At 70.0% G+C, this 22,353-nt stretch carries 20 protein-coding genes and 5 pseudogenes; 14 read left to right on the top strand and 11 right to left on the bottom strand.

Annotated features, from left to right (window positions below; genetic code table 11):
* Window positions 1–45: 45 nt before the first annotated feature.
* Window positions 46–411, top strand: a complete 366-nt coding sequence (locus H3H54_RS05775; protein WP_262425879.1) for a DUF4235 domain-containing protein — start codon at window positions 46–48, stop codon at window positions 409–411.
* Window positions 412–485: 74 nt separating this feature from the next.
* Here the strand turns inward: H3H54_RS05775 and phoU are convergent, their stop codons facing one another.
* On the bottom strand, window positions 486–1,166 hold the full coding sequence (phoU, locus tag H3H54_RS05770; protein ID WP_262425878.1) for a phosphate signaling complex protein PhoU: 681 nt from the start codon (window positions 1,164–1,166) through the stop codon (window positions 486–488).
* Window positions 1,167–1,341: 175 nt separating this feature from the next.
* Here phoU and H3H54_RS05765 point away from each other — a divergent pair, with 175 nt between their 5' ends.
* Both H3H54_RS05765 and H3H54_RS05760 read left to right on the top strand, forming a co-directional pair.
* Window positions 1,342–2,580, top strand: coding sequence for a cell wall metabolism sensor histidine kinase WalK (locus H3H54_RS05765; protein WP_262425877.1), 1,239 nt, complete (start codon window positions 1,342–1,344; stop codon window positions 2,578–2,580).
* Window position 2,581: 1 nt separating this feature from the next.
* A pseudogene (locus tag H3H54_RS05760) lies at window positions 2,582–3,273 on the top strand (response regulator).
* Window positions 3,274–3,352: 79 nt separating this feature from the next.
* Here the strand turns inward: H3H54_RS05760 and H3H54_RS05755 are convergent.
* Entirely contained in the window at window positions 3,353–3,850 is a 498-nt protein-coding gene (locus tag H3H54_RS05755; RefSeq protein WP_262425876.1) for a hypothetical protein, read from the bottom strand.
* A gap of 292 nt (window positions 3,851–4,142) precedes the next feature.
* On the opposite strand from H3H54_RS05755, the pseudogene H3H54_RS05750 reads away from it, so the two are divergent.
* Window positions 4,143–4,623: pseudogene (locus H3H54_RS05750) on the top strand (CarD family transcriptional regulator).
* 41 nt (window positions 4,624–4,664) lie between these two features.
* Window positions 4,665–5,381, top strand: coding sequence for a 2-C-methyl-D-erythritol 4-phosphate cytidylyltransferase (locus tag H3H54_RS05745; RefSeq protein WP_262425875.1), 717 nt, complete (start codon window positions 4,665–4,667; stop codon window positions 5,379–5,381).
* A 24-nt stretch (window positions 5,382–5,405) separates the two neighbouring features.
* Here H3H54_RS05745 and H3H54_RS05740 read toward each other — a convergent pair whose 3' ends face one another.
* The gene (locus H3H54_RS05740; protein ID WP_262425874.1) at window positions 5,406–5,720 is read right to left on the bottom strand and encodes a hypothetical protein; all 315 of its coding nucleotides are present in this window, start codon (window positions 5,718–5,720) and stop codon (window positions 5,406–5,408) included.
* A gap of 7 nt (window positions 5,721–5,727) precedes the next feature.
* On the bottom strand, window positions 5,728–6,483 hold the full coding sequence (locus H3H54_RS05735; RefSeq protein WP_262425873.1) for a 2-C-methyl-D-erythritol 4-phosphate cytidylyltransferase: 756 nt from the start codon (window positions 6,481–6,483) through the stop codon (window positions 5,728–5,730).
* A 143-nt stretch (window positions 6,484–6,626) separates the two neighbouring features.
* On the opposite strand from H3H54_RS05735, the gene H3H54_RS05730 reads away from it, so the two are divergent.
* From H3H54_RS05730 to ilvA, 4 genes are read left to right on the top strand one after another with little or no spacing between them, the layout of a single operon-like run.
* The gene (locus H3H54_RS05730; RefSeq protein WP_262425872.1) at window positions 6,627–6,782 is read left to right on the top strand and encodes a hypothetical protein; all 156 of its coding nucleotides are present in this window, start codon (window positions 6,627–6,629) and stop codon (window positions 6,780–6,782) included.
* Complete coding sequence (locus tag H3H54_RS05725; protein WP_262425871.1) at window positions 6,782–6,943, top strand: hypothetical protein; 162 nt, start codon at window positions 6,782–6,784, stop codon at window positions 6,941–6,943. Before H3H54_RS05730 ends, H3H54_RS05725 begins: the two co-directional genes overlap by 1 nt.
* Window positions 6,940–7,449, top strand: a complete 510-nt coding sequence (ispF, locus tag H3H54_RS05720; RefSeq protein WP_262425870.1) for a 2-C-methyl-D-erythritol 2,4-cyclodiphosphate synthase — start codon at window positions 6,940–6,942, stop codon at window positions 7,447–7,449. The genes H3H54_RS05725 and ispF overlap by 4 nt, the downstream gene beginning before the upstream one ends.
* Complete coding sequence (gene ilvA / locus H3H54_RS05715; protein WP_395963468.1) at window positions 7,446–8,765, top strand: threonine ammonia-lyase IlvA; 1,320 nt, start codon at window positions 7,446–7,448, stop codon at window positions 8,763–8,765. The genes ispF and ilvA overlap by 4 nt, the downstream gene beginning before the upstream one ends.
* Before the next feature lie 213 nt (window positions 8,766–8,978).
* On the opposite strand, the pseudogene galE reads toward ilvA, so the two are convergent.
* Window positions 8,979–9,976 (bottom strand): annotated as a pseudogene (gene galE / locus H3H54_RS05710) (UDP-glucose 4-epimerase GalE).
* Between the two features lie 82 nt (window positions 9,977–10,058).
* Window positions 10,059–11,522: a GuaB1 family IMP dehydrogenase-related protein gene (locus H3H54_RS05705; protein ID WP_262425869.1), complete on the bottom strand. Its 1,464-nt coding sequence runs from the start codon at window positions 11,520–11,522 to the stop codon at window positions 10,059–10,061.
* A 440-nt stretch (window positions 11,523–11,962) separates the two neighbouring features.
* On the opposite strand from H3H54_RS05705, the gene H3H54_RS05700 reads away from it, so the two are divergent.
* On the top strand, window positions 11,963–12,817 hold the full coding sequence (locus H3H54_RS05700; RefSeq protein WP_262425868.1) for a hypothetical protein: 855 nt from the start codon (window positions 11,963–11,965) through the stop codon (window positions 12,815–12,817).
* Between the two features lie 5 nt (window positions 12,818–12,822).
* A complete protein-coding gene (locus tag H3H54_RS05695; protein ID WP_262426410.1) occupies window positions 12,823–13,869 on the top strand; it encodes an LCP family protein in 1,047 nt (348 codons plus the stop codon).
* A 27-nt stretch (window positions 13,870–13,896) separates the two neighbouring features.
* Here H3H54_RS05695 and H3H54_RS19480 read toward each other — a convergent pair whose 3' ends face one another.
* On the bottom strand, window positions 13,897–14,529 hold the full coding sequence (locus H3H54_RS19480; protein ID WP_395963466.1) for an FAD-dependent oxidoreductase: 633 nt from the start codon (window positions 14,527–14,529) through the stop codon (window positions 13,897–13,899).
* The gene (locus tag H3H54_RS19475) at window positions 14,526–15,323 is read right to left on the bottom strand and encodes an FAD-dependent oxidoreductase (RefSeq protein ID WP_395963464.1); all 798 of its coding nucleotides are present in this window, start codon (window positions 15,321–15,323) and stop codon (window positions 14,526–14,528) included. The genes H3H54_RS19480 and H3H54_RS19475 overlap by 4 nt, the downstream gene beginning before the upstream one ends.
* An 85-nt stretch (window positions 15,324–15,408) precedes the next feature.
* On the opposite strand from H3H54_RS19475, the pseudogene H3H54_RS05685 reads away from it, so the two are divergent.
* The 3 genes and pseudogenes from H3H54_RS05685 to H3H54_RS05675 form a co-directional block, all read left to right on the top strand.
* Window positions 15,409–17,787: pseudogene (locus H3H54_RS05685) on the top strand (ATP-binding cassette domain-containing protein).
* Between the two features lie 38 nt (window positions 17,788–17,825).
* On the top strand, window positions 17,826–18,665 hold the full coding sequence (locus H3H54_RS05680) for a methyltransferase domain-containing protein (RefSeq protein WP_262425867.1): 840 nt from the start codon (window positions 17,826–17,828) through the stop codon (window positions 18,663–18,665).
* 90 nt (window positions 18,666–18,755) lie between these two features.
* Window positions 18,756–19,445 (top strand): annotated as a pseudogene (locus H3H54_RS05675) (HAD hydrolase family protein); the annotation flags it as partial.
* Between the two features lie 142 nt (window positions 19,446–19,587).
* Here the strand turns inward: H3H54_RS05675 and H3H54_RS05670 are convergent.
* The 3 genes from H3H54_RS05670 to H3H54_RS05660 form a co-directional block, all read right to left on the bottom strand.
* Window positions 19,588–20,409, bottom strand: a complete 822-nt coding sequence (locus tag H3H54_RS05670) for a hypothetical protein (RefSeq protein ID WP_262425866.1) — start codon at window positions 20,407–20,409, stop codon at window positions 19,588–19,590.
* Between the two features lie 103 nt (window positions 20,410–20,512).
* Window positions 20,513–21,268 (bottom strand): C40 family peptidase, encoded by a 756-nt coding sequence (locus H3H54_RS05665; RefSeq protein WP_262425865.1) that lies wholly within the window; start codon window positions 21,266–21,268, stop codon window positions 20,513–20,515.
* Between the two features lie 329 nt (window positions 21,269–21,597).
* Window positions 21,598–22,266, bottom strand: coding sequence for a metal-dependent transcriptional regulator (locus tag H3H54_RS05660; RefSeq protein ID WP_316249146.1), 669 nt, complete (start codon window positions 22,264–22,266; stop codon window positions 21,598–21,600).
* Window positions 22,267–22,353: the final 87 nt, after the last annotated feature.

Below are 22,353 nucleotides of genomic sequence, written 5' to 3'. Positions count from 1 at the left end.
CTCGCACGTACAGCAGCACCCGACCATTCGACGCTGGAGGAAACCGTGGCCAATCCGATCGTGAGCATCGTCGTCCCCGTGGCAGGACTCGTTGCGGCCGCCGCCGGCAACAAGGCCGCCGCCGCCGGCTGGGGTGCACTGTTCGGTGAGGACGCCCCCACCGTCAAGTCCCAGAAGTCTGCGAAGAAGGACGTCGCGAAGCAGCGCAAGCAGGCCAAGAAGGATGGTCTGTCCAAGGCCGAGATCGAAGCGATCAAGGACCCGGAGGATGATCAGCCGATCTGGAAGCTCCTGCTGTGGGCCACGGTCTCCGGAGTCCTCCTGCAGGGACTGCGGGTGGCTGCCAAGCGCGGTGCGAAGACCGGTGCCGAGCGCCTCACCTCGCGCCGCCCGCGCCCCAATCGCGGCTGACCTCTCTCCCCCCCGAGACGACGAAGGGCGCCCCGCGATCTGCTGCGGGGCGCCCTTCGTCGTGTGTGCGGGGCTCAGAACTCCTGGACGTCCACGCCCTCGCTGAGGGTGTCGAGCGAATCGCCGGTCACCAGGAAGCCGATGCGACGCACCAGGGAGACCGCGTGGTCGCCGATGCGCTCGTAGAACCTGATCAGCAGCGTCAGGTCGATCACCTCGGCATTGGTGTACGTGCTCTCGTCGCTGGCGGAGATCTGACGCGAGATCTCCAGCATCAGAGCGTCGAGCTCGTCATCCCGCTTCTCCACCTGTGCCCCGAGCGCCAGGTCACGGGTCGCGATGACCTCGCCAGCACCCTTGAGCGCGATCAGGCCCAGATCGGACATCCGCTGGATCTGCTCACGATGCTGTGCCGGCACGGCCGGATCCGGATGAGCCCGGCGGGCGGTCAGCGCGACGTGCGCGGCCAGGTCACCCATGCGCTCCAGCGAGGAGCTCATGCGCAGGGTGGCGACCAGCAGTCGCAGATCGGTGGCCACCGGGGACTGCCGCGCAAGCAGCTCGACGGCCTTCGCATCGAGCTCCAACTGCCGGGCATCGATGTGGGGATCGGCGGTGACGACCCGCTCCGCCAGGGCGAGATCACCCTCGAGCAGAGCACGGGTCGCGTCCTCGAGGGCCGTCCCGACCAGCTCGGACATGTCGATCAGGTCGTCGACGATGTGCCGCAGGTCGCTCTGGTACGCCTCGCGCATGGTTACTACTCCTCTGTCTGAAGGGAACTTCGCGACCGATTGTCGCAATACCAGGTGAACTCATCACGGCGATCGGTGAACGTGAAGCGTAGTCCGCATGAACTCCTGACCTCATTGTCGGGCCTGGCGGTGGGGAAGGGCCAGGCGGGAGCGGCCTGGGGCCTAGGCTGTACGGGTGCCCCTGTCTGCGCTCCTCGTGCTCGCCGGCGCGATCGGTCTGGTGATCGGCGTCAGTGCGACGCTGGCCCTCGCCCATCCGCGACGTCGTCGACCCACGACCGCGGAGGCGCCGGGCCAGGCCGTTCCCGCGGCCGCCGCCGAGGTGCTCGCGATACTCTCCTCCGCCTATGTCGTGCTCGATGCGAGCGGCGACGTCCTGCGCGCCTCTCCGCTGGCCTATTCGTACGGCATCGTGCGCGCCGCCGACGACGACTACCCGCGCCTGGCGAGCAGCGAGCTGATGACGCTGGTCGCCGATGTGGGCCGCAACGGCGGTTTCCGCGACGAGCGGCTCGGCCTCCGCCGTGCCGCGCAGGGCGACTCCGACGCCGTGATCGATGTGCGCATCGGAGCGCTCGGAGAGCACGGGACGCTGCTGCTGGCCGACGACCTCACCCGGGCGGTGCGCGTCGAGGAGACCCGGCGCGACTTCGTGGCCAATGTGTCCCACGAGCTGAAGACTCCCGTCGGCGCGATCACGCTGCTGGCCGAGACCATGGAGGACGCCGCCGAGGACCCGGATGCTGTCCTCCGTTTCGCCGAACGGATGCAGGCGGAGTCTCGGCGCCTGTCGCACCTGGTCAAGGAGATCATCGAGCTCTCCCGCGTCCAGGGCGGCTCTGCGCTGCCCGACGCCGAACCGGTCGAGATCGACGAGATCGTCGAGGAGGCCGTGAGCCTGAACCGGAACTTCGCCCTCGGCTCGACGATCGAGGTCAGCGTCGGCGGTACAGAGGGTCTGCAGGTGTTCGGCTCCGCCTCGATGCTCACCACGGCGCTGTCCAACCTGATCTCCAACGCGATCTCGTACTCCGATCCGCGCACGCGGGTCGGCGTGTCCGTGCGCCGTGACGGCGGCATGGTCGAGATCTCCGTCAAGGATCAGGGCATCGGCATCTCCAAGGAGGACCTCGAGCGGGTCTTCGAACGGTTCTTCCGGGTCGACCGGGCCCGTTCACGCTCCACCGGCGGCTCCGGACTGGGCTTGGCGATCGTCAAGCACATCGCAAGCGACCACGGTGGCGAGGTGACCGCCTGGTCGATGCCCTCGCAGGGCTCGACGTTCACGCTCCGGCTGCCGGAGATGGGCAGCACCGGGACGATCACCGTCGGTGCCCGCTCGTCGGAGGACGCCGACCCCCACCATTCTTCACTCACCATCGCGACCGATCACGGGTCGGGGAAGGGACAATGACATGACGCGCATTCTGATCGTGGAGGACGAGGAGTCCTTCTCGGATCCCCTCTCGTACTCGCTGCGCAAGGAGGGATACGAGGTGGCCGTCGCGGACACCGGCACCGACGGCCTGCGGATCTTCACCGCCCATGGGGCCGATCTGGTGCTGCTGGACCTCATGCTCCCCGGCATGAGCGGCACGGAGGTGTGCCGGGAGATCCGGCGCACCTCGACGGTGCCGGTCATCATGCTCACCGCGAAGGACGACGAGTTCGACAAGGTGCTGGGCCTCGAGCTGGGGGCCGACGACTACGTCACCAAGCCCTACTCCTCCCGCGAGCTGCTGGCCCGCATCAAGGCCGTGCTGCGCCGACGGGGCCAGGACGCCGCCGAGTCCGAGGAGGACAGCACCCTGACCGCGGGGGCATCATGATGGACGTCGAACGTCACGTGGTGGAGGTCCACGGCACCGAGGTCGCACTCCCGCTCAAGGAGTTCGAGCTGCTGGAGATGCTGCTGCGCAACGTGGACCGCGTCCTCACGCGCGGTCAGCTCATCGACCGGGTGTGGGGCGCGAACTACGTGGGCGACACCAAGACACTCGATGTGCACGTCAAGCGTCTGCGCGCGAAGATCGAGGACGACCCCCGCAACCCCGTGCACCTGGTCACCGTTCGCGGCCTGGGATACAAGTTCGAATCCGGGAGCTGAGCCGCTCCGAGCGCTCCATGCAGAACGCCCCGCAGCTCAGGCTGCGGGGCGTTCTGCGTGCTGACGGGAGCGGCGGGGCTCAGCCCTCGGCCAGTTCCTCGAGCTCGTAGTGGCTGAGGCTGGTCTCGAGCGTCGGCAGGGAGATGGTGGTGGTCTCGCCGCCGGCGCTGACATCGAGATCCAGGACCGTGCCGGGGACCACGTTGACCGCACCGACCTGGACCAGCTGCTGATCATCGCCCGGGCCGATCTGGACGGTGCCCTGGGCGGGCACCTGGATCTGGGCCGAGAAGATCGAGGCATCCTCGGCGATGCCCTCGATCTCGACGGTGATCTCCTCATCGGAGTAGTTCACGACCGTCGAGGTGAACACGGGGGTGCCGTCCTCGCCGAGGACGAGCACGGCGTTGCGCACACCGGCGAAGAGGGCGCCGTCCTGCTCGATGTTGGCGTTGGTGCCGTCACCGGCCTGGTAGAAATCGTGCGTCTGCACCGGGCTGAGATACGTGCAGCCGGAGGCCGCGAGCGCCAAGCCCAGGGCGGCGGCGGAGAGCACGAGACGGCGGGGACGGCGCACGGAGGACTCCTCTTCGGTGCCGCGGAGCGGCGGGACGTTCTGGGGACAGCCCTGACAGGTTACCCCACCACGGTCCTCCCACGGCCCCCACGACGCGAGGCGTGACCAGGTCGATGCGCGAGAACCCGACATCGTCTCCAGGAGCCTCGCGGACGGACGGGCCCGGACCACCTCTCGACAGCCTCGGAGAACAGATGCTCTGGCAGGTCAGCAAGCAGGTGAAAGCGGGTGACCGGACGCATTATCACGACTCCCCGGTGCTAGACTGACCGCCGGAAAGGGGACCCACCACATGAATTTTGCCGTCGGCGAGACCGTCGTCTACCCACACCACGGTGCCGCGCTCATCGAAGAGGTCAAGACCCGCACCATCAAGGGCGAAGACCGCACCTACCTCAAGCTGAAGGTCGCCCAGGGTGATCTGACCATCGAGGTCCCCGCAGAGAACGTCGACCTCGTCGGCGTGCGTGACGTCGTCGACAAGGAAGGCCTCGAGGAGGTCTTCGAGGTGTTGCGCCAGCCGTACACGGAGGAACCCACCAACTGGTCCCGCCGCTACAAGGCGAACGTGGAGAAGCTGGCCTCCGGCGACGTCAAGAAGGTCGCCGAGGTGGTGCGTGATCTGTGGCGCCGCGATCAGGATCGCGGTCTCTCCGCCGGCGAAGCGCATGCTGGCCAAAGCTCGCCAGATCCTGGTCTCCGAGCTCGCACTCGCGGAGAAGACGGACGAGGCCAACGCCGAGTCCATCCTCGACGAGGTCCTCGCCTCCTGAGGCCCGCCCAGCACGTGTCCCCAGCCCCGTCCAGCGCCGCCGTGCGGCCTGTCGTCCTCGCCCTCGCCCCGGCTGCTCCCGGGATCAGCCGGGACACGGCCACGCCCTGCCTCGAGCTGCTCGGCGGCTCCCGGCTCCTCACCCGTCTGCTCAGCACCCTCCAGGGCGCCGGACTCCCCACCCCGCTCGTCGTCTCCGGTCGCGATGCCGCGCCGCAGCTGCGTGAGGCGCTCGGCCCCCGGCTCCCCGTGCTCGCGGTCGACGGTGGGCGCCCTGCCGCGCTGCGCGCGGTCCTCGAGCACACCGACGAGGAGCTGCTGCTGCTGCATGATGCGGAGCGCGCCCTCACCCCGGCGTCGGTCATCACGCAGGTTCTCTCCGCTCTGGAGGACGGCATCGACGCGGCGGTCCCGGTGATCGCGCTGACCGACTCGGTCAAGGAGGTCCGCGCCGACGGACTGCGCAACGTCGACAGATCCACCCTCGCCGGGATGCAGAGCCCCCGACTGCTGCGGCGCGAGGTGCTCAGCCGCGCCCTGGGCCCGCAGGCCCCGTCACGGCAGGCGGATCCCGGTCCCGGCCCGGAGCGCTTCGACGAGATCCTCACCGCAGTGGAGCACGGCGCCCGGGTGCGCACGGTTCCCGGTTCGCATGCCGGCTTCGCTGTGCTGGACCGGCTCAGCCTGTGGCAGGCCCAGATCTCGCTGGGGCTGGCCCGCGACACCTCGCACCGGCACGGCATCTCCCGACGCGGCTGAGCCCACGGCGCGGCACCTGAGAGCTCAGCTGTCCCGTCGACTGCGCCAGACGGTGCGGAACTCCTGAGCCATCCGGCCGGGCTTGGACAGCGTGCGCACCGGCAGGCTGGTCGCGAGCTGCCCCGGATCACGCCGCAGCCTCCTCATCAGACGCCGCGGCTTGCTGGAGATGCGCTGGCGGAGATCGGGCAGGTAGTCCTCGGAGACGTCGAGCCGGGTCACGGCACCGCATCCGGTGCACTGGATCTGGGACACGAATCGCCCCGCGTAGACGACCACGTGCTCTGCCTCCTGATCGCAGGCGGTGCAGCGCAGGTAGCTCTCCTCGACGCTCATCATGTCCTCCTCACCGTGTCCTCAAACCTAGCGCGCTGACCACGTCTTGAGCCAGGAGCAGATCCTGGGCGTAGGTGATCTTGAAGTTGGTCTCCTCGCCGCGCACCCAGGAGACCGGGATATCGGTGTACTCCTCGGCGCAGGAGGCGGTGTCGGTGCCCACGAAACCGTCACGGGCGGCAGCTTCGTATGCGTCCAGGATCGTGGCGGCGTGGAAGCCCTGCGGGGTCTGCACCCTCACCAGCGCGTCACGCCGCAGCTCGCCGTCGGTGGCGAGGGTCTGCTCCGGCCCCGCGGCGGCGATGTCGGAGGCGGGGATGCCGGGGACGGCCCCTCCGGTCTCCCGCGCCGCGTGCAGCACCGCAGAGGCCAGGCCATGGGAGATCAGGGGCCGCGCGGCATCGTGGATCAGCACGGTGTCGACCGCACCGCTGTCGATGCGGTCTGCCAGATGGCGCAGGGCGAGCAGCTCGGACTCCTGGCGGGTCTCGCCACCGGTGATGATCTCGAGCGGGCTGTCCGTCTCCCGGGCGTCGACGAAGCGTGCATGCTCGAGGTCCTCTGACCGGACCACGAAGACGAGGTTCCCGACGCCTTCGACCGAGGCGAGCGTGTTCAGTCCCCACGCGGCGATGCTGCGTCCCGCAAGCGGCAGGAAGGCCTTGTTGATCCCAGCGCCCACGCGGGTCCCCGACCCACCGGCGAGCACGATGCCGGCAGCCCGGCCGTGAGGGCGGGCAGCGCGGGAGCGTCGGGGCTGAGTCACGCTGGCATCGTAGACGGCCGTGGACCTCTCGTGCTCCGTCCAGCGAGGACGTGACAGAATCGACCCTCGCCGGTGTGTGGTCAGGCCTTCCGCCGCACGTCACCGAGCGATTGCTCGTCACCCACCCCAGCCCAGGAGTTCCAATGCTCACCATCGCCATCGTGTGCGGCGCAGGGATCGCCACCTCCGCACTGATCGCGGAGCAGGTGCGTGACCACCTCACCTCCCGCGACCGCGAGGCGCACGTCGTCCAGGCCACGGTCATGGATCTGCTCTCCCCGACTTCCATGCCGATCTAGTGGTCAGCACCGTCGATCTGCCCGATGCGCTGGGGATCCCGCGGATCTCCGGCATGCCGCTGCTGCTGGGCACCAGCCCGCAGGTCACCTTCGACGACATCGACCGGCTCCTGGAGCGCATCGATGCGGGCGGCGAGGACGGCAAGGGCAGCCGCCGATGACCTCTCCGGCTCCCCTCGCCCTTCCCCGTGTCGGTCTCGGGGTGGACGTGCATGCCTTCGCGTCGACCGGTTCCTCCCGCGAGCTGTGGGTGGCGGGTCTGCGCTGGGAGGGCGAGCGCGGGCTCGAGGGCCATTCCGACGCCGATGTCGCCTGCCATGCGGCCTGCGACGCGCTGTTCTCTGCAGCGGGCATCGGAGATCTCGGCACGCACTTCGGGGTGGGCCGCCCCGAGTGGGAGGGCGCCTCCGGGCTCCGCCTGCTGCACGAGGCGGCGCGACTGGTGCGTGAGGCCGGTTTCGAGATCGGCAACATCGCTGTGCAGGTCATCGGCAACCGTCCTCGTCTCTCACCGCGCCGTGACGAGGCCAGCACGGTGATGAGCGAGGCGGCCGGAGCACCGGTGACAGTCTCGGGCAGCACGTCCGACGGCCTGGGGCTGACGGGCCGTGGTGAAGGCGTGGCGGCGATGGCGACCGCTCTCGTCGTGGCCATGGAGAAAGGATGAGCATGTCGGAGACGACGTCACTGCCGGTGCGCGCCCCGGAGGTCGAGGCCGCCGCCGAGCGCCTGGCCCCGGTGCTGCGGCGCACCCCGCTCGAGTACAGCGAACGGCTCAGCGAGCTCACCGGAGTGCCGGTGTGGCTCAAGCGCGAGGACCTGCAGTCCGTGCGGTCCTACAAGCTGCGCGGCGCCTATCTCTTCCTCGACTCCCTGGACGCGAAGGCGCGGGCGGCGGGCGTGGTGGCGGCGAGTGCGGGGAACCATGCGCAGGGGGTCGCGCAGGCCTGCCGCGCACTGGGCATCCAGGGCCGGATCTACGTCCCCGGCACCACGCCGCGGCAGAAGCGCGAACGGATCACGGCGATCGGCGGTGACCTGGTCGAGCTGGTGCTGATCGGTGACACCTTCGACGACGCCGCCGAGGCCGCGGCCGACGATGCCGAGCGCACCGGCGCCACCCAGGTCCCGCCCTTCGACCATCCGGTGATCATGGCCGCCCAGGGGACGGTCGCGCTGGAGGCCGCCGACCAGCTGCGCACCGAGCACGGTCGCGAGCTCGGCACCATGGTGCCCCCCGTCGGCGGCGGCGGGCTGCTCGGCGGCTGCGGTGCCTGGCTGCGGGAGAGGAGCCCCTCGACCCGGATCATCGGCGTGGAGCCCGCCGGCGCCGTCTCGATGGCGGCCGCGGTGCGGGCAGGTCGGCCCGTGACCCTCCACGACCTGGACCGCTTCGTCGACGGTGCCGCCGTGCGCCGCGTGGGTGCCGGTCCGCTGCGGATGGTGCAGGCCATCACGCCGGAGCTGGTCGCGGTCGATGAGGGCGCCGTGTGCACGCAGATGCTGGCGCTCTACCAGGTCGAGGGCATCATCGCCGAGCCGGCCGGGGCGCTCGCCGCGACCGCTGTGGCGACCGGTGCGATCGAGCATCTCGGGCGGGCGGGGCACGGCGCCGCAGATCCCGAGGAAGAGACCGGGGACATCGTGGTGGTGGTCTCCGGCGGCAACAACGACGTCTCGCGATACAACGAGGTCGTGGAGCGGTCCCTCGTCCATGAGGGTCTCAAGCACTACTTCCTGGTGACCTTCCCCCAGGAGCCCGGGGCGCTGCGCCGCTTCCTGGACCGGGTGCTGGGCCCGCACGACGACATCGTGCTGTTCGACTACATCAAGCGCAACAACCGCGAGGCGGGCCCCGCCCTGGTGGGGCTCGAGATCGGTGACCGCGAGGACCTCGAGCCGCTGATGGCCCGGATGGCCGCCTCGAACATGGAGATCGAGCGGGTCGATCCCGAGGACCCGATCTACCGCTACCTCACCTGAGCGATCCCACCGCCTCCGTGTGCGTCGGCGTCGGTGCATCCACCGTCCTCATGCGTACAGGCTGGCGCTCTACGGCACGGGTAGTACGCATGAGGACACTGGATGCGGGCAGCCACGGCATCCGCAGGCAGCCCGCCGCCCCACAGGAGGGCCCATCACCCCGCGGGACGGACCCTCACCCCGAGCTAGACCCGCCACCCCGCGGCAAGTCCGTCACCCCTCGGGGTAGGCCTCGACGTCGGGGGTGATGACCGCGCCTCGCGCCTCCACGGCGGAGCGGACGATGTCGTCCAGGCCGTGCTCGGACTTCCATCCGAGGGTCCGGGCGATGCGATCCCCGGAGCAGATCAGTCGCGCCGGGTCACCGGCGCGGGGCGCCCCGATCTCGGGCGTGATCTCGATGCCCTTGGCGCGGGCGATCGCGTCGATCACTTCGAGCACGCTCGAGCCCTCGCCGGTGCCGACGTTGAAGGTCCGGTGCGGGCGCTCCTCGCCGCGGAGGTAGTCCAGCGCCGCGATATGGGCGTGGGCGAGGTCGAGCACGTGCACGTAGTCGCGGATGCCGGTGCCGTCGGGGGTGTCGTAGCCGTCCCCGAACACCACGGGGGCCTTCCCCTGCTCGAGGCGGTCCAGGACGATCGGCACCAGGTTCATCACTGCGGTGTCGGCCAGCTCGGGCCACCCGGCGCCGGCGACGTTGAAATACCGCAGGGCCACGGTGCGCATCGCGTGGGCCCGTTCGGCGTCGGCGAGCATCCACTCCCCACGTACTTGGTCGCGCCGTAGGGGTTGATGGGCTGTGGTGCGAGGTCCTCGGTGACGACGTCGACGTCGGGCATGCCGTACACCGCGGCCGAGGAGGAGAACACGATGTCGCGCACCTCGGCACTCGCGCAGGCGGACAGCACGTTGGCGAGCCCGCCGATGTTGTCGTGCCAGTACATCTCGGGGTTCTCGACAGATTCCCCGACCTGCTTGTGGGCGGCGAAGTGGATCACGGAGTCGGCGCCGCAGGCACGCATCTCGAAGGCGAGCTTCTCGCGTGCATCGGGGAGGGTCACATCGAGCTCGATCAGCTCGGCACCCTCCGTGCGCTGGCGCAGGCCCGTGGAGAGGTTGTCGACCACGACCACCTCCTTCCCCTGTTCGAGGAGGAGTCGCACCACGTGCGATCCGATGTATCCGGCGCCACCGATCACGAGAGTCGTCATGGGGCGATCCTACCGGCACAGCGTTCCCGCGATCGCACCGGCCGGCGCGCAGCGTCGCCCGGTGCGGGCTGGTCGGGACGAGTCAGCTCCAGGAGCTGGAGATGGGGCGGCCCTCGGCGAAACCGGCCGCTCCCTGCAGCCCGATCACCGCACGCTCGCGGAACTCCTCGGTGCTGGCCGCGCCGGCGTAGGTGTACGAGGAGCGCACGCCGGCGGTGATCTCGTCGAGCAGGTCCTCGACCCCGCCTTTGCCCTCGGTGAGATACATCCGCGAGGTGGAGATGCCTTCCTCGAACAGGCCCTTGCGCGCACGGGCGAAGGCGTCCTGATGGGCGGTGCGGTGGGAGACGGCGCGCTTGGAGGCCATGCCGAAGGACTCCTTGTAGCGACGGCCGCTCTCATCGGTGCGCATCTGCCCGGGCGACTCATAGGTCCCGGCGAACCAGGAGCCGATCATCACGTTCGATGCACCGGCGGCGAGCGCGAGCGCGACGTCGCGCGGATGGCGCACCCCGCCGTCGGCCCAGACGTGCCCGCCCAGGCGGCGCGCCTCGGCGGCGCATTCCAGGACGGCGGAGAACTGGGGCCGCCCCACCCCCGTCATCATCCGCGTGGTGCACATGGCGCCGGGGCCGACGCCGACCTTGACGATGTCGGCCCCGGCCTCGATCAGCTCGCGGGTGCCTTCGGCGGTGACGATGTTGCCGGCGGCGAGCCGCACCGCGGTGCCCTCCCGGGGGCCGAGCGCCTCACGGGCGACACGCAGGGCGTCGATCATCTTGTCCTGGTGCCCGTGGGCGGTGTCGAGGACGATGACGTCCGCACCGACCGCGACCAGGTCCCGCACGCGGGCTGCGACATCGGCGTTGACGCCGACGGCCACCGCGATGCGGAGCCTGCCGTCGGCATCGGTGGCGGGTCGGTAGATGGTCGAGCGCAGCACACCGGTGGCGGTGAGGACGCCACGCAGCACGCCCTCGTCGTCGACGACGATCGCGGCGTCGTGGTGGGTCGCGGCGATCCGACCGTGCAGCTCCGCGGGGCTCGCCCCGAGGTCCTCCGGGCGCAGCACCGGCACATCCTCGCTGAGCACATCGCCGACCTCGGAGAAGGTGTCCCGGCCGGCGATCTCCTCGGCGGAGACGGTGCCGAGCGGGCGGCGCTGCTCATCGACGACCACCACGATGCCGTGAGGCCGCTTGGGGAGCAGCAGATCCGCGGCCTGCCCGAGGGTGCCGGACGGGGTGAGGGTGAGCGGATGATCGACCAGCAGGTCGCGGGCCTTCACCGAGCGGACGATCGAGTCGATCCGCTCCGGCGAGAGGTCCTGGGGCAGCACTGCGAGGCCGCCCCGCCGTGCCATCACCTCGGCCATGCGCCGGCCGGTCACAGCGGTCATGTTCGCGGCGATCAGCGGGATCGTGGTGCCGGAGCCGTCGTCGCTGCTGAGGTCGACGTCGAACCTCGAGGTGATCGCGGAACGGCCCGGGAGGAAGAAGCAGTCGTCGTATGTGAGATCGGTCGACGGGGTATGAATCAGGCGCATGCCCCCAGGGTACGGAAGTCCCTGTGCATGACCTCCACGAGGTTCTCACAGCCTGATGCATGAACATCCAGCATCGTGCTCCTAGGATGTAGCGCATGACGGACCCGTCCTCAGCCTCCCGGGGCAGACGCCGTCGGTCCGGAAGGCACCAGCAGCAACCGGCCCGACGCGCACGCTCGACCCCGATTCCCCCGGAGGAGGCGCGCAGGAACCGCGACGCCGCGTTCGGCTCGCCGAATCCCCGCCGCACCTGGATCGGGTCCTCCTCGGCGCCCTCGCCCCAGTCGCGCGACGAGGAGCAGCCGCAGGAGCGGGAAGCCCCCGCAGCATCTCCACGCCCGCGCGGCCGCCGTGCCGCGTTCCCGCTCGCCCAGATCGGGACCGCGGGTTCCGCCTCCAGCGCTGCGTCGGCGCCGTCGAGTGCGGACGAGGGAGCACCTGTGCAGCGGCCGCGGGGCCGGCGCGCCGCCTTCGCCGCCGACCCCGTCACCGAGCAGGACGTCTGGTCGGCCACCGCGGATGATGCCGTCGAGCAGGCCCCCGTCGACGCTCCCCTGGCCCCGCCCTCCGAGGCGGAGCCCACGGGCTCCGGGGCCCAGCCCACGGACTCCGGGGCCGAGCCCGCCGCGGCGCTCGAGCCCGCGTCGGCCGGGACCCCGGGCCCGACGATCGTGCCGGGACGGACCACCTCTGTCTCCGGGGCCTCCGCTCCCTCCGGTGCATCGGCCGACGACGCCGCTGCGGAGCCCGGTGACCGCGCCGCCCGCACCCAGGGCCGCCCCGCTGCCGCGGAGCCTGCCTCGGGATCGCTGCCGCGAGTGGCGTTCTGGACCGTGCTCACCTCCTTCGTGCCCGGCTCAGGGCTGGTGACCACCCGCCTCCGCAGGATCGGCTGGGCACTGCTGGCGGTGGTGCTCCTCGCGCTCGTCACCGCAGGCGCCTTCCTGCTGTTCGGCGAGCCGCTGCGCACAGGCATGATGCTCGCCACCAAGCGCAGCTTCCTGATCGGCGTGATGATCACCGTCGGTGTCGTGGGCCTCGTCTGGGCGCTGCAGATCGTGCTGGCGAACCTCGCGCACACGACCCGGGAACGTCTCGCAGGGACGAAGCGCTACGTCGCTCTCGCGCTCGCGGCGCTGATGGTGGTGGGCATCGCCCTGCCCTTCGGCCGCGGTGTGCAGTCGCTGTGGGCGCTGCAGGGTCTCATCGGCTCGGAGTCCGTGTTCGGCGGGGGTCAGGGCGAGGGGGCTCCTTCGCCTCTGGGAAGGACCCCTGGGCGAACATCGACCGGTTGAACATCATGCTGCTGGGCCAGGACGCGGGCTCGGACCGCACCGGCACCCGTCCCGACACCATCATGGTGGCTTCGATCGACACCGCGACCGGTCAGACTGCCCTGTTCTCCATCCCGCGCAACCTCGAGAACGTCGAGTTCCCCGAGGACACGCTGGCGGCCGAGGAGTTCCCCGACGGCTTCGACTACTTCGGCCGCAACGAGAACCTGATCAACGCGGTGTGGACCTGGGCGGATGAGCACCCCGACCTGTTCCCGGGCGATCCGGAACCGGGGCTGACGGCGACCCGCTGGGCCGTCGAAGAGACCCTGGGCCTCGAGATGGACTACTACGCGATGGTGAACCTGCAGGGGTTCGAGGATCTCGTGGACGCGCTCGGCGGCGTGGAGATGGTCGTCGAGCGCCGGATCCCCATCGGAGGCGGTTCGAGCAAGGTCGACGGCTACATCGAGCCCGGGGATCAGAAGCTCGATGGCTTCCATGCGCTGTGGTACGCGCGGTCCCGGGAGGGTTCAGACGACTTCAACCGCATGTGCCGCCAGCAGCGGATCGTGCGGAGGGTCGCCGAGGAGGCGGATCCGACCACTCTCGCCCTGTCCATCCCTCGGCTGGTCAACGCCACCGAGGAGAACATCCAGACCGACATCCCGGTGGGGAATCTCGACGCCTTCGTGGACCTCGCGCTGCGGATCAAGGACGGCGGCTTCACCTCGTACCCGATCACCCAGGACGTCACGTTCTCGGGCAACCCGGACTTCGAGTACCTCGAGCAGTGGGCCGCGGCCTCGATCGAGGACTCGATGAAGCAGGATCCGCCGGAGTCGGTGGGCGGGGAGACCGAGCCCGGTTCGTCGGAGCCCGCGGAGACCGGCGCCCCACCGGAGGAGGAGTCCAGCGGCGCCGAAGAGGAGCCTGCGGAAGAGCCGAGCTCCGAGGAGGAGACCTCCGCGTCGGAGGAGCCCACCGACGACGGGACCGAAGAGGGCACCACCCCGGAGCCCGAGATCGAGAAGGACCCGCTGAAGTCCTGCCTGCCCGGCTACGAGGGGTAGGACTCCCGAGGCTGCGGGGCAGCTCGCTCAGTCGATGAGCTGCAGCAGCGCGTTCTCGATCAGCTCGGGCATGGCCGGATGGATCCAGTACTGGGCATCGACGATGTCCCGGGCGCTCTGGCCGGTGCTCATCGCCTGGATCAGCAGCTGGACGAGGGTCGTGGCCTCGGGACCGATCAGGTGCGCGCCGAGGATCTCGGTGGTCTCCGCATCGGCGATCAGCTTCACGAAGCCGGTGGTGTCCTCCATCGCCCAGCCGTAGGCGATCGAGGCGTACTCCTGGACGGCCACCTTCACCTCGCGGCCGCTGCGGCGGGCCGTCTCCTCGTCGATCCCCACCCAGGCCACCTGCGGGTGGGTGAAGACGCCGCTGGGGACCGGCATGGTGTCCGAGCGCCGCAGCCGCTGCGGATGGAGGATGTTGTGCCGCACGATCCGCTGCTCATGGTTGGCGACGTGCTTGAGCTGATGGGCGCTGGAGAGATCACCGAAGGCCCACAGCCCCTCGAGCACCTCCCCGCCTCCGAGCACCCGCTGGTGCTCGTCCACCAGCACCCGGCCGGACTCGGCGGTGTCGATCCCGGCGGCGGCGACGTCCAGCAGGTCGGAGTTGGGGCGGCGGCCGACGGCGACCAGCAGCTCCTCAGCCTGCAGCGTCACCTCGGCGCCGTGACGCAGTCCCCGCAGCTCGATCCCCTCCCCGTGCGGTGCACGGAGGTGGTGCTCAGCTCGGTCTCCAGCCGGAGGCGGTCGCCGAGGATCTCGGTCAGGCGCGCGGAGACATCCGCATCCGCGGCGCTCAGCACCTGCGGGGACCGGGCGATCAGGGTGACCTCCACGCCGAGCGAGGCGAAGATGTGCGCCATCTCGACGGCGATCACGCCGGAGCCGAGGATCGCGAGCGAGGCGGGCAGCTGATCGATCCGCATGATCGTGTCCGAGGTGTGCGGATGCGCCTCGGCGAGGCCGTCGATCGGCGGCAGGACAGGACGGGATCCGGCGCCCAGCACGATGGTCCCAGCGGTCACGGTCTGCTCGGTCCCGTCGTTCCCGATCACGTGGAGGGTGCTGCGGTCCACGAAGCGTGCAGTGCCGCGCAGCAGGGTGAGGTTCGCATTGTCCTCGTGGGCGTCGCGGTACTCCTCACCACCGGCGGTGATCGGGTCGATGCGTCCGAAGATGCGGTCGCGGATCGCCGGCCAGTCCACATGGCGCAGCTGCTCGGTAAGCCCGAAACGGGCGGCATCGGCAGGAGCGTGGGCGAGGTTCGCGGTGTGCACGAACATCTTGGTGGGGATGCACCCGAGGTTCAGGCAGGTCCCGCCGAACACGTGGTCCGGGCCCACGCCTCGGTCGATCTGCACGATGCTGCGGTCGGCGAACTCGGGCCCCGGGAAGGAATTCGCGGAGCCGGAGCCGATCAGGGCGATGTCGTAGTGCGTCGTTTCGGTCACCGCTCCAGGCTAGCCGGGGCTGTGAGGGCGAGTGGCACAATGGCGCGGGCGTGGGACGAATCGCGCCCCACCGCGCCCTGAGGAGCTGTTCGATGCCCGCCTCCCCCATGCTGCTGATGCCCACGATCTGATCCGGGTGCGCGGTGCGCGAGAGAACAACCTCCGCGGCATCTCCCTCGATATCCCCAAACGTCGCCTGACGGTCTTCACCGGGGTCTCCGGCTCTGGGAAGAGCTCACTGGTGTTCGGCACGATCGCCGCCGAGTCGCAGCGGATGATCAACGAGACCTACAGCTCCTTCGTGCAGGGCTTCATGCCGCAGCTGGCCCGGCCCGATGTGGACTCCCTGACGGGCTGACCACCGCCATCATCGTCGACCAGGAGCGGATGGGGGCGAACGTCCGCTCGACCGTCGGCACCGCGACGGACGCGAACGCCTACCTGCGAACCCTGTTCTCCAAGCTCGCCGAGCCGCACGTCGGCGGGCCCGGCGCGTACTCCTTCAACGTCCCCAGTGTGAGCGCCTCCGGGGCGATGACCGTGCAGAAGGGTGCGAAGACCATCGCCGAGAAGACGACCTTCACGCGGGTGGGCGGGATGTGCCCGCGCTGCGAGGGCATGGGTCAGGTCACCGATCTGGATCTCACCGAGCTGTACGACGAGGACAAGTCGCTCGAGGAGGGACCGTTCCTGGTGCCCGGGTACTCGGCTGGCGGCTGGTACGAGAAGCTGTTCGCCTCCTCGGGCTTCTTCCCGGTCGACAAGCCGATCCGGTCCTTCACCAGGCGTCAGCTCCACGATTTCCTGTACCGGGAGCCCACCAAGGTGAAGCTCGACGGGGCGAATATGACCTATGAGGGCCTGATCCCGAAGATCCAGAAGTCGATGCTGTCCAAGGACCGCGACTCGATGCAGCCCCATATCCGTGCGTTCGTGGACCGGGCGGTCACCTTCGTGAACTGCCCGGAGTGCGAGGGCACGCGTCTGGCGGAGCACGCCCGCAGTTCACGGATCGACGGGCTCTCGATCGCCGAGGCGAACGCCCTCCAGATCACCGAACTCGCTGACTGGGTCGCCGCGCTGCGGTCCCGGCACACCAGTGCGAGCGTCGGCCCGCTGCTGGGGAACCTCTCCGCGCTGCTGGACGCCTTCGTGAAGATCGGCCTGGGCTATCTTTCCCTCGACCGGCCCACAGGCACCCTCTCGGGAGGAGAGTCCCAGCGCACCAGGATGATCCGCCATCTCGGCTCGGCGCTGACCGATGTCACCTATGTCTTCGACGAGCCGACGATCGGCCTGCACCCCCACGACATCACCACCATGAACTCGCTGCTCGAGGACCTGCGGGACAAGGGGAACACCGTGCTCGTGGTCGAGCACAAGCCCGAAACCATCGCGATAGCGGATCATGTGATCGATCTGGGCCCGCGGGCCGGGGCCGAGGGCGGCGCCGTCCAGTACGAAGGCGACTTGGAGGGCTTGCGCGCCTCCGACACCCTCACCGGCCGTCACCTGGACCGACGGACGGCGCTGAAGGGGACGGTGCGGGAGCCCTCCGGGTCTCTCGCGATCCGCGGCGCCGACCACCACAACCTGCGGTCCGTGGACGTGGACATCCCGCTCGGGGTGCTCACAGTGATCACGGGAGTGGCCGGTTCCGGGAAGAGCTCGCTGGTGCACGGCTGATGCCGAAGGAGGCCGAGGCGATCGTGGTGGACCAGACCGCGATCCGCGGCTCCCGGCGTTCGAACCCGGCGACCTACACCGGGCTGCTGGAGCCGATCCGGAAAGCATTCGCGAAAGCGAACGGGGTCAAGCCCGCCCTGTTCTCGAACAACTCCGAGGGTGCCTGCCCGGTCTGCAAGGGGGCAGGAATGATCTACACCGAGCTCGGCTTCATGGAGACCGTCGCCACGCCCTGCGAGGAATGCGAGGGCAGGCGGTTCCGCACCGACGTGCTCGAGCACCGCTTCGGGGGAAGGACATCGCCGAGGTGCTCGCCCTCTCCGTCACCCAGGCCCGCGAGCTGTTCTCCGCTGCGGAGACCAAGGTGCCGGCAGCCGCGAAGCTGCTGGGCCACCTCGAGGACGTCGGGCTCGGGTATCTGACCATCGGGCAGCCCCTGACCACGCTCTCCGGCGGCGAGCGCCAGCGTCTGAAGCTCGCTACCCGCATGGGTGACAAGGGCGGCATCTATGTGCTCGACGAGCCGACCACCGGCCTGCACCTCGCAGACGTCGACCAGCTGCTCTCCCTGCTGGACCGCCTCGTGGATTCGGGGAAGACGGTGATCGTGATCGAGCATCATCAGGCGGTGATGGCTCACGCCGATCATCTGATCGATCTCGGCCCCGGGGCGGGCGTCGACGGCGGGCGGGTGGTCTTCGAGGGCACGCCCGCGCAGCTCGTCGCCGAGGCATCGTCGCTCACCGGGAAGCATCTGGCGCAGTACCTCGGGGTCTGAGGGGCGCCCCAGCATTGGCCGGACGTACCCTGGCTCCTGTGTCCCGTCCCGCTCCCTCCGCCCTCCTCCCCTGGCTCGAGAGCCTGCGCTGCCCGCACTGCGCGGAGCCCGTGGAGCTCGCCGAGCGCACGCTGCGATGCTCGCGACACCATTCCTTCGACCTCGCCCGCGCCGGCTACGCCCCGCTGCTCGCAGGCGCCTCCCCGACCAGCGGCGATGATGACGACATGGCCCGGGCGAGGGACAGCTTCCTGGCCACCGGCGCCTACGCCCCGCTGCGGGAGGCGATCGCGCAGATCGCTCCCCCGCACATCCGCCGGATCCTCGACATCGGCTGCGGCACCGGCTACTACCTCGCCGGCCTGCTCGAGCAGCGGCCTGACGCGCACGGGCTGGGGGTTGACACCTCGGTGCGTGCCCTGCGCTTCGCCGCACGGGCCCATGAGCGGGCCGCGGCGGCCAGCTGGGACGTGTTCACCCGCTTCCCCCTCGCCGATGGCTCGACGGATCTGGTGCTCGACGTGTTCGCTCCGCGCCACCCCGAGGAGTTCGCGCGGGTGCTCGCCCCGGGCGGCCATCTGCTGGTGGTGCGCCCCGCCCCCGATCACCTCGAGCAGCTGCGCACGGCGGTGCCCGGGATGGTGGGTGTGGACCCGCGCAAGGAGGAGCGGCTCCACGAGGTGCTGGATCCTCTGTTCACCACGGTCCGCACCGTGCCGGTGAGCTTCGCCCTTGCGCTCGACGCCCCCACCGCGCGGGACCTGGTGGCGATGACGCCGAGTGCCCGTCACGTGGGCGAGCAGGAGCTGCGCGCCCTGCTGACCGGTACCTCGGAGGTGACCGTCTCGGTGGTGGCGAGCCTGCACCGGCGGCGCTGACGCACCGCTCCGTCTGCCGGGGGCCCCGGGTCCGGTCGTGCTCGCCTAGGCTGGTGCCTCCGAGTCACCACCAGGGAAGAGGGAGCGTCCGTGGCAGATCGCCGCTGCGTATTCATCGATTTCGACGGCACCTTCGCGCATCGCGGGGTGGCCCCGCGCGCGCATGCCGAGGCCGTCGAGCAGGCGCGTGCGAACGGGCACGTGATCCTGCTGAGCACCGGTCGTCCGCTCTCTATCGTGGCTCCCGAGGTGGCCGCCCTGTTCGACGGGGTGGTGGCCTCCGCCGGCGGATGGATCCGGGTCGGCGAGCAGCTGCTGAAGGATCAGCGCTTCCCCGATGAGCTAGGGCGGCGCGCCGTCGAGGTGCTGCAGCGTCACGACATCCCCTTCAGCCTCGAGACTCCCGAGGCGCTGCTGTGCACGCCGCGTTCCGCGCGCGAGCTGCGGGCACGGGTGCGCCCTCCGCTCCCGGAGGACGGCGTGGGCAACGGGCTGCAGGACCTGATCGATGCGATCGTCCTGCCCGAGGACCTCACCTCCGAATCGTTCGCGAAGATCTCGCTGTGGGGCTCACCGATCCGGGTGGAGCAGCTGGCAGCGGAGATCGGACCCGAGGTGGGCGCGCTGCCCAACTCGATCACCGACGACGTCAGCTCCGGTGAGCTGCACCTGGTCTCGGTCGACAAGGCCGACGGGGTGGAGATCGTCGCCGATCATCTGGGCATGGACCATGCCTCGACCGTGGGGATCGGTGACGGGATGAATGACCTGGGGATGCTGCGTGCGGCCGGAACGGCGATCAGCATCGAGGGCGCCTCCTCCGCAGTGCTGGAGGCTGCCGGGCAGCACTGTCCCGGGCCCGCTGGAGCACGGCATCGTCACCGCCTTCGAACGGCTCGGGATGTTCTGACCGCACCGGCCCTCAGGGCCTCCGGTGCAGGCCCACCAGCACCAGACCCACCGCGGTCACCAGCGCGCCCGCCCCGAGCAGGATCACGCCCTGGGGCATCATCGCGGTCTCGAAGCGGTTCTGGAAGACCTGGACGATCGGTCCCAGGAACACCGCCTGGTCGATCGAGTCGGGCACCACGGTCTCGATCTGCTGGGCCAGCCACCACACTGCTCCTCCTGCCATGATCCCTCCCAGTCCCGCGAGGGTCAGCATGGTGCGACGGTGCGCAGCGATCATCAGGGCGAGTGCCGCCAGGCCGAGCGCGGCCGGGCCCGTCCATGTCGCCCAGGGGGTGAGGCTGGCGATCCGCGTCAGCAGCGGCACGTCAGGGATGCTCGCCAGGGTGATGGTGGCATCCTCGGGACGCGGGATCTCGATGGGCAGGCGCTTCTCGACCGGTGTGAGGATCCGATCGATCGCCGGGCCGAGATCGACGTCCAGTTCGGAGGCGCCGGGTGTGAACAGGGCGCCGTGCAGCTCAGCCATGGTCGCCTCCCACATCGTGGTGTAGACGCCGGTGCCGGTGAGAGCGGTGGCCTGTTCCTCGGCCAGGGGTGTCAGTCGTTCCTGGACCCAGGCCGGGAGGCGGTCGTCTCCGAGGATGGTCTCGACGGCGCTGTCGCTGAGCGTGCGCTGGAAGGCGGGGTCGTCGGCGAGCGGCTCGGTGATGGCGAGGAACCCGTCCTTCTCGACCACGTGGTCATGGAACCAGGTGGCCGGCAGCCAGAGGGCGCCGAGCACCGTGGCGGCGAGCAGCAGAGCGACGGCGAGGAGATCTCTAGCGGAGGACACGAGGACACGGTACCGGCACCACCACCCCCATTACCCGCCCCGGGAATGGGAGCGGCCCCGCACCACCATCAGGTGGGGCGGGGCCGATGCGGCGGCGCGGAGCTCAGCCGATGCGGATGAAGGTCCAGCTGCCGGAGTAGATGTTGCGCTCGGTGGTGTCCACGCGGCTGTTGCCGGCATCGACGAACTGGTTGCCGCCGGCGTAGATGCCGACGTGGCCGGGCTTGTAGACCAGGTCACCGGGGCGGGCCTCGGAGCGGGGGATGACGGTGCCCGCAGCAGCCTGGTCGGCGGCGCCGCGCGGCAGGTTGATGCCGTGCTGGCCGTAGACCCACTGCACGAAGCCGGAGCAGTCCCAGCCGGAGGTGGAGGTGCCGCCGTAGACATAGGGGGTGCCGATGCCGGAGCGTGCGGTGGACAGGATCGAGTTGCCCTTGGAGGCAGACGGCGCGGGGGCGGACTGCTCCTGCTGCGACTCTCCGGAGGAGGACTCCTGCTGCGACGAGGAATCCTCACCCTGGCTGCTGGAGCGCTCCTCGGAGCGGGAGGCGCCGTCGTCCTCGCGGGTCTCGGCGTTCTCCTCGGACTCCTGCTCCTCGGCGGCGCGCTCAGCGGCCTCACGCTCGGCGGCCTCGGCCGCAGCGATCTCCTCTTCCGTGGGACCGACCTCGATGGAGATCGCACCGGCGACGGGGGCGAGCGCGGGCTCGGCGTCCTCGTCGGCGACCTCGACGGCGGGGATCCCCACGGCGGGGACCATGACGGGGCTCAGCGCGGCGGCGCCATCCGCCTGGGGAGCATCGGCCTGCGGCTCCGCGGTGGCGGCAGCGGCTCCGCCGAACAGCATGGCGGCGGCCATCGCGGCTCCTGCACCGGCACGTCCTGCCCGGGTCACAGGGGTCACCGTGCGCATGGCGCGGCGGTGAGTGTTGTTCGCAGTCTTCGACACGTGGTGGCTCCCAGCCCCGGGCACTGCCCTTGCGCATCTACGGCGTCTCGCATCCCGATCCGGTGCGCGTGGGGCTTTCCGGGGAGTGCCGAGGCTCTTGTCGCCTTGGCACGCCCTCGAGACTAGAGGGCGGAGACCGCCTGCGCGTCAGGGTGACAGGAAGCTTCTGGGAAGAGCTTGACGGAGCCTTTACCCGGCGGTCTGGGCTGTCACGTGCAGCTGGTCCGCCATCACGTCCGTCACGGCGACCTCACCCCGGCAGGGCCCCGCAGGATGAAGCTGTCCCCCACCCGCTCAACACCCACCAGAACTCCGTGAAAGATGCCGTGACGTGCAAGTTCTCCGAGGAGCTCGACATCGCTCTGCACCCGTTCGCCGATCCGCTCGAGACGCACCTGGCGCCTCTCACCATCGGCAACCGTCTCGCTCAGCTCTCGGGACGGGTTGGAAGGGTCTTTACCCAAGGAAGTGTCGTGGGTCTCGTCGATCCCGAGGGCTGCGAGGCCGGGGATCGGGTTGCCGTACGGGTCCACGTACGGCGGTTCCATCTTCTGTGCCAGGCGCTTCTCGACCTCGAGGCTCATCACGTGCTCCCACCGGCACGCCTCCTCGTGGACGTGGGCGTAATCGAGCCCGATCACGTCGAGCAGATGCCGCTCGGCCAGGCGATGCTTGCGCATCACGTCGGTGGCGACCTCGGTGCCCTGATCGGTCAGCCGGATCCGTCGCTGGTCGTCGAGGTAGAGCAGCCCGTCCCGCTCCATCCGCGCGACGGTCTGGGAGACCGTGGGGCCCGAGTGGCCCAGCCGCTCGGCGATCCGGGCCCTCATGGGGGCGATGCCGGCCTCGTGGAGCTCGAACACCGTCTTCAGGTACATCTCTGTGGTGTCGATGAGATCTCCGGACACGGGCCCTCCTCAGTAGCTGCACGACTGGCTCGGTCCAGCTTAGTCCGCGTTCCGAGCCGCGACGTGCGATTTCGCCACCGGCGTCCG

It is taken from the genome of Brachybacterium sp. Z12 (genome assembly GCF_014400405.1).
In the GTDB taxonomy this organism is placed as follows: domain Bacteria; phylum Actinomycetota; class Actinomycetes; order Actinomycetales; family Dermabacteraceae; genus Brachybacterium.
The sequence above is the reverse complement of the archived record's forward strand: the minus strand, read 5'-3'. Positions and strand labels throughout refer to the sequence as shown.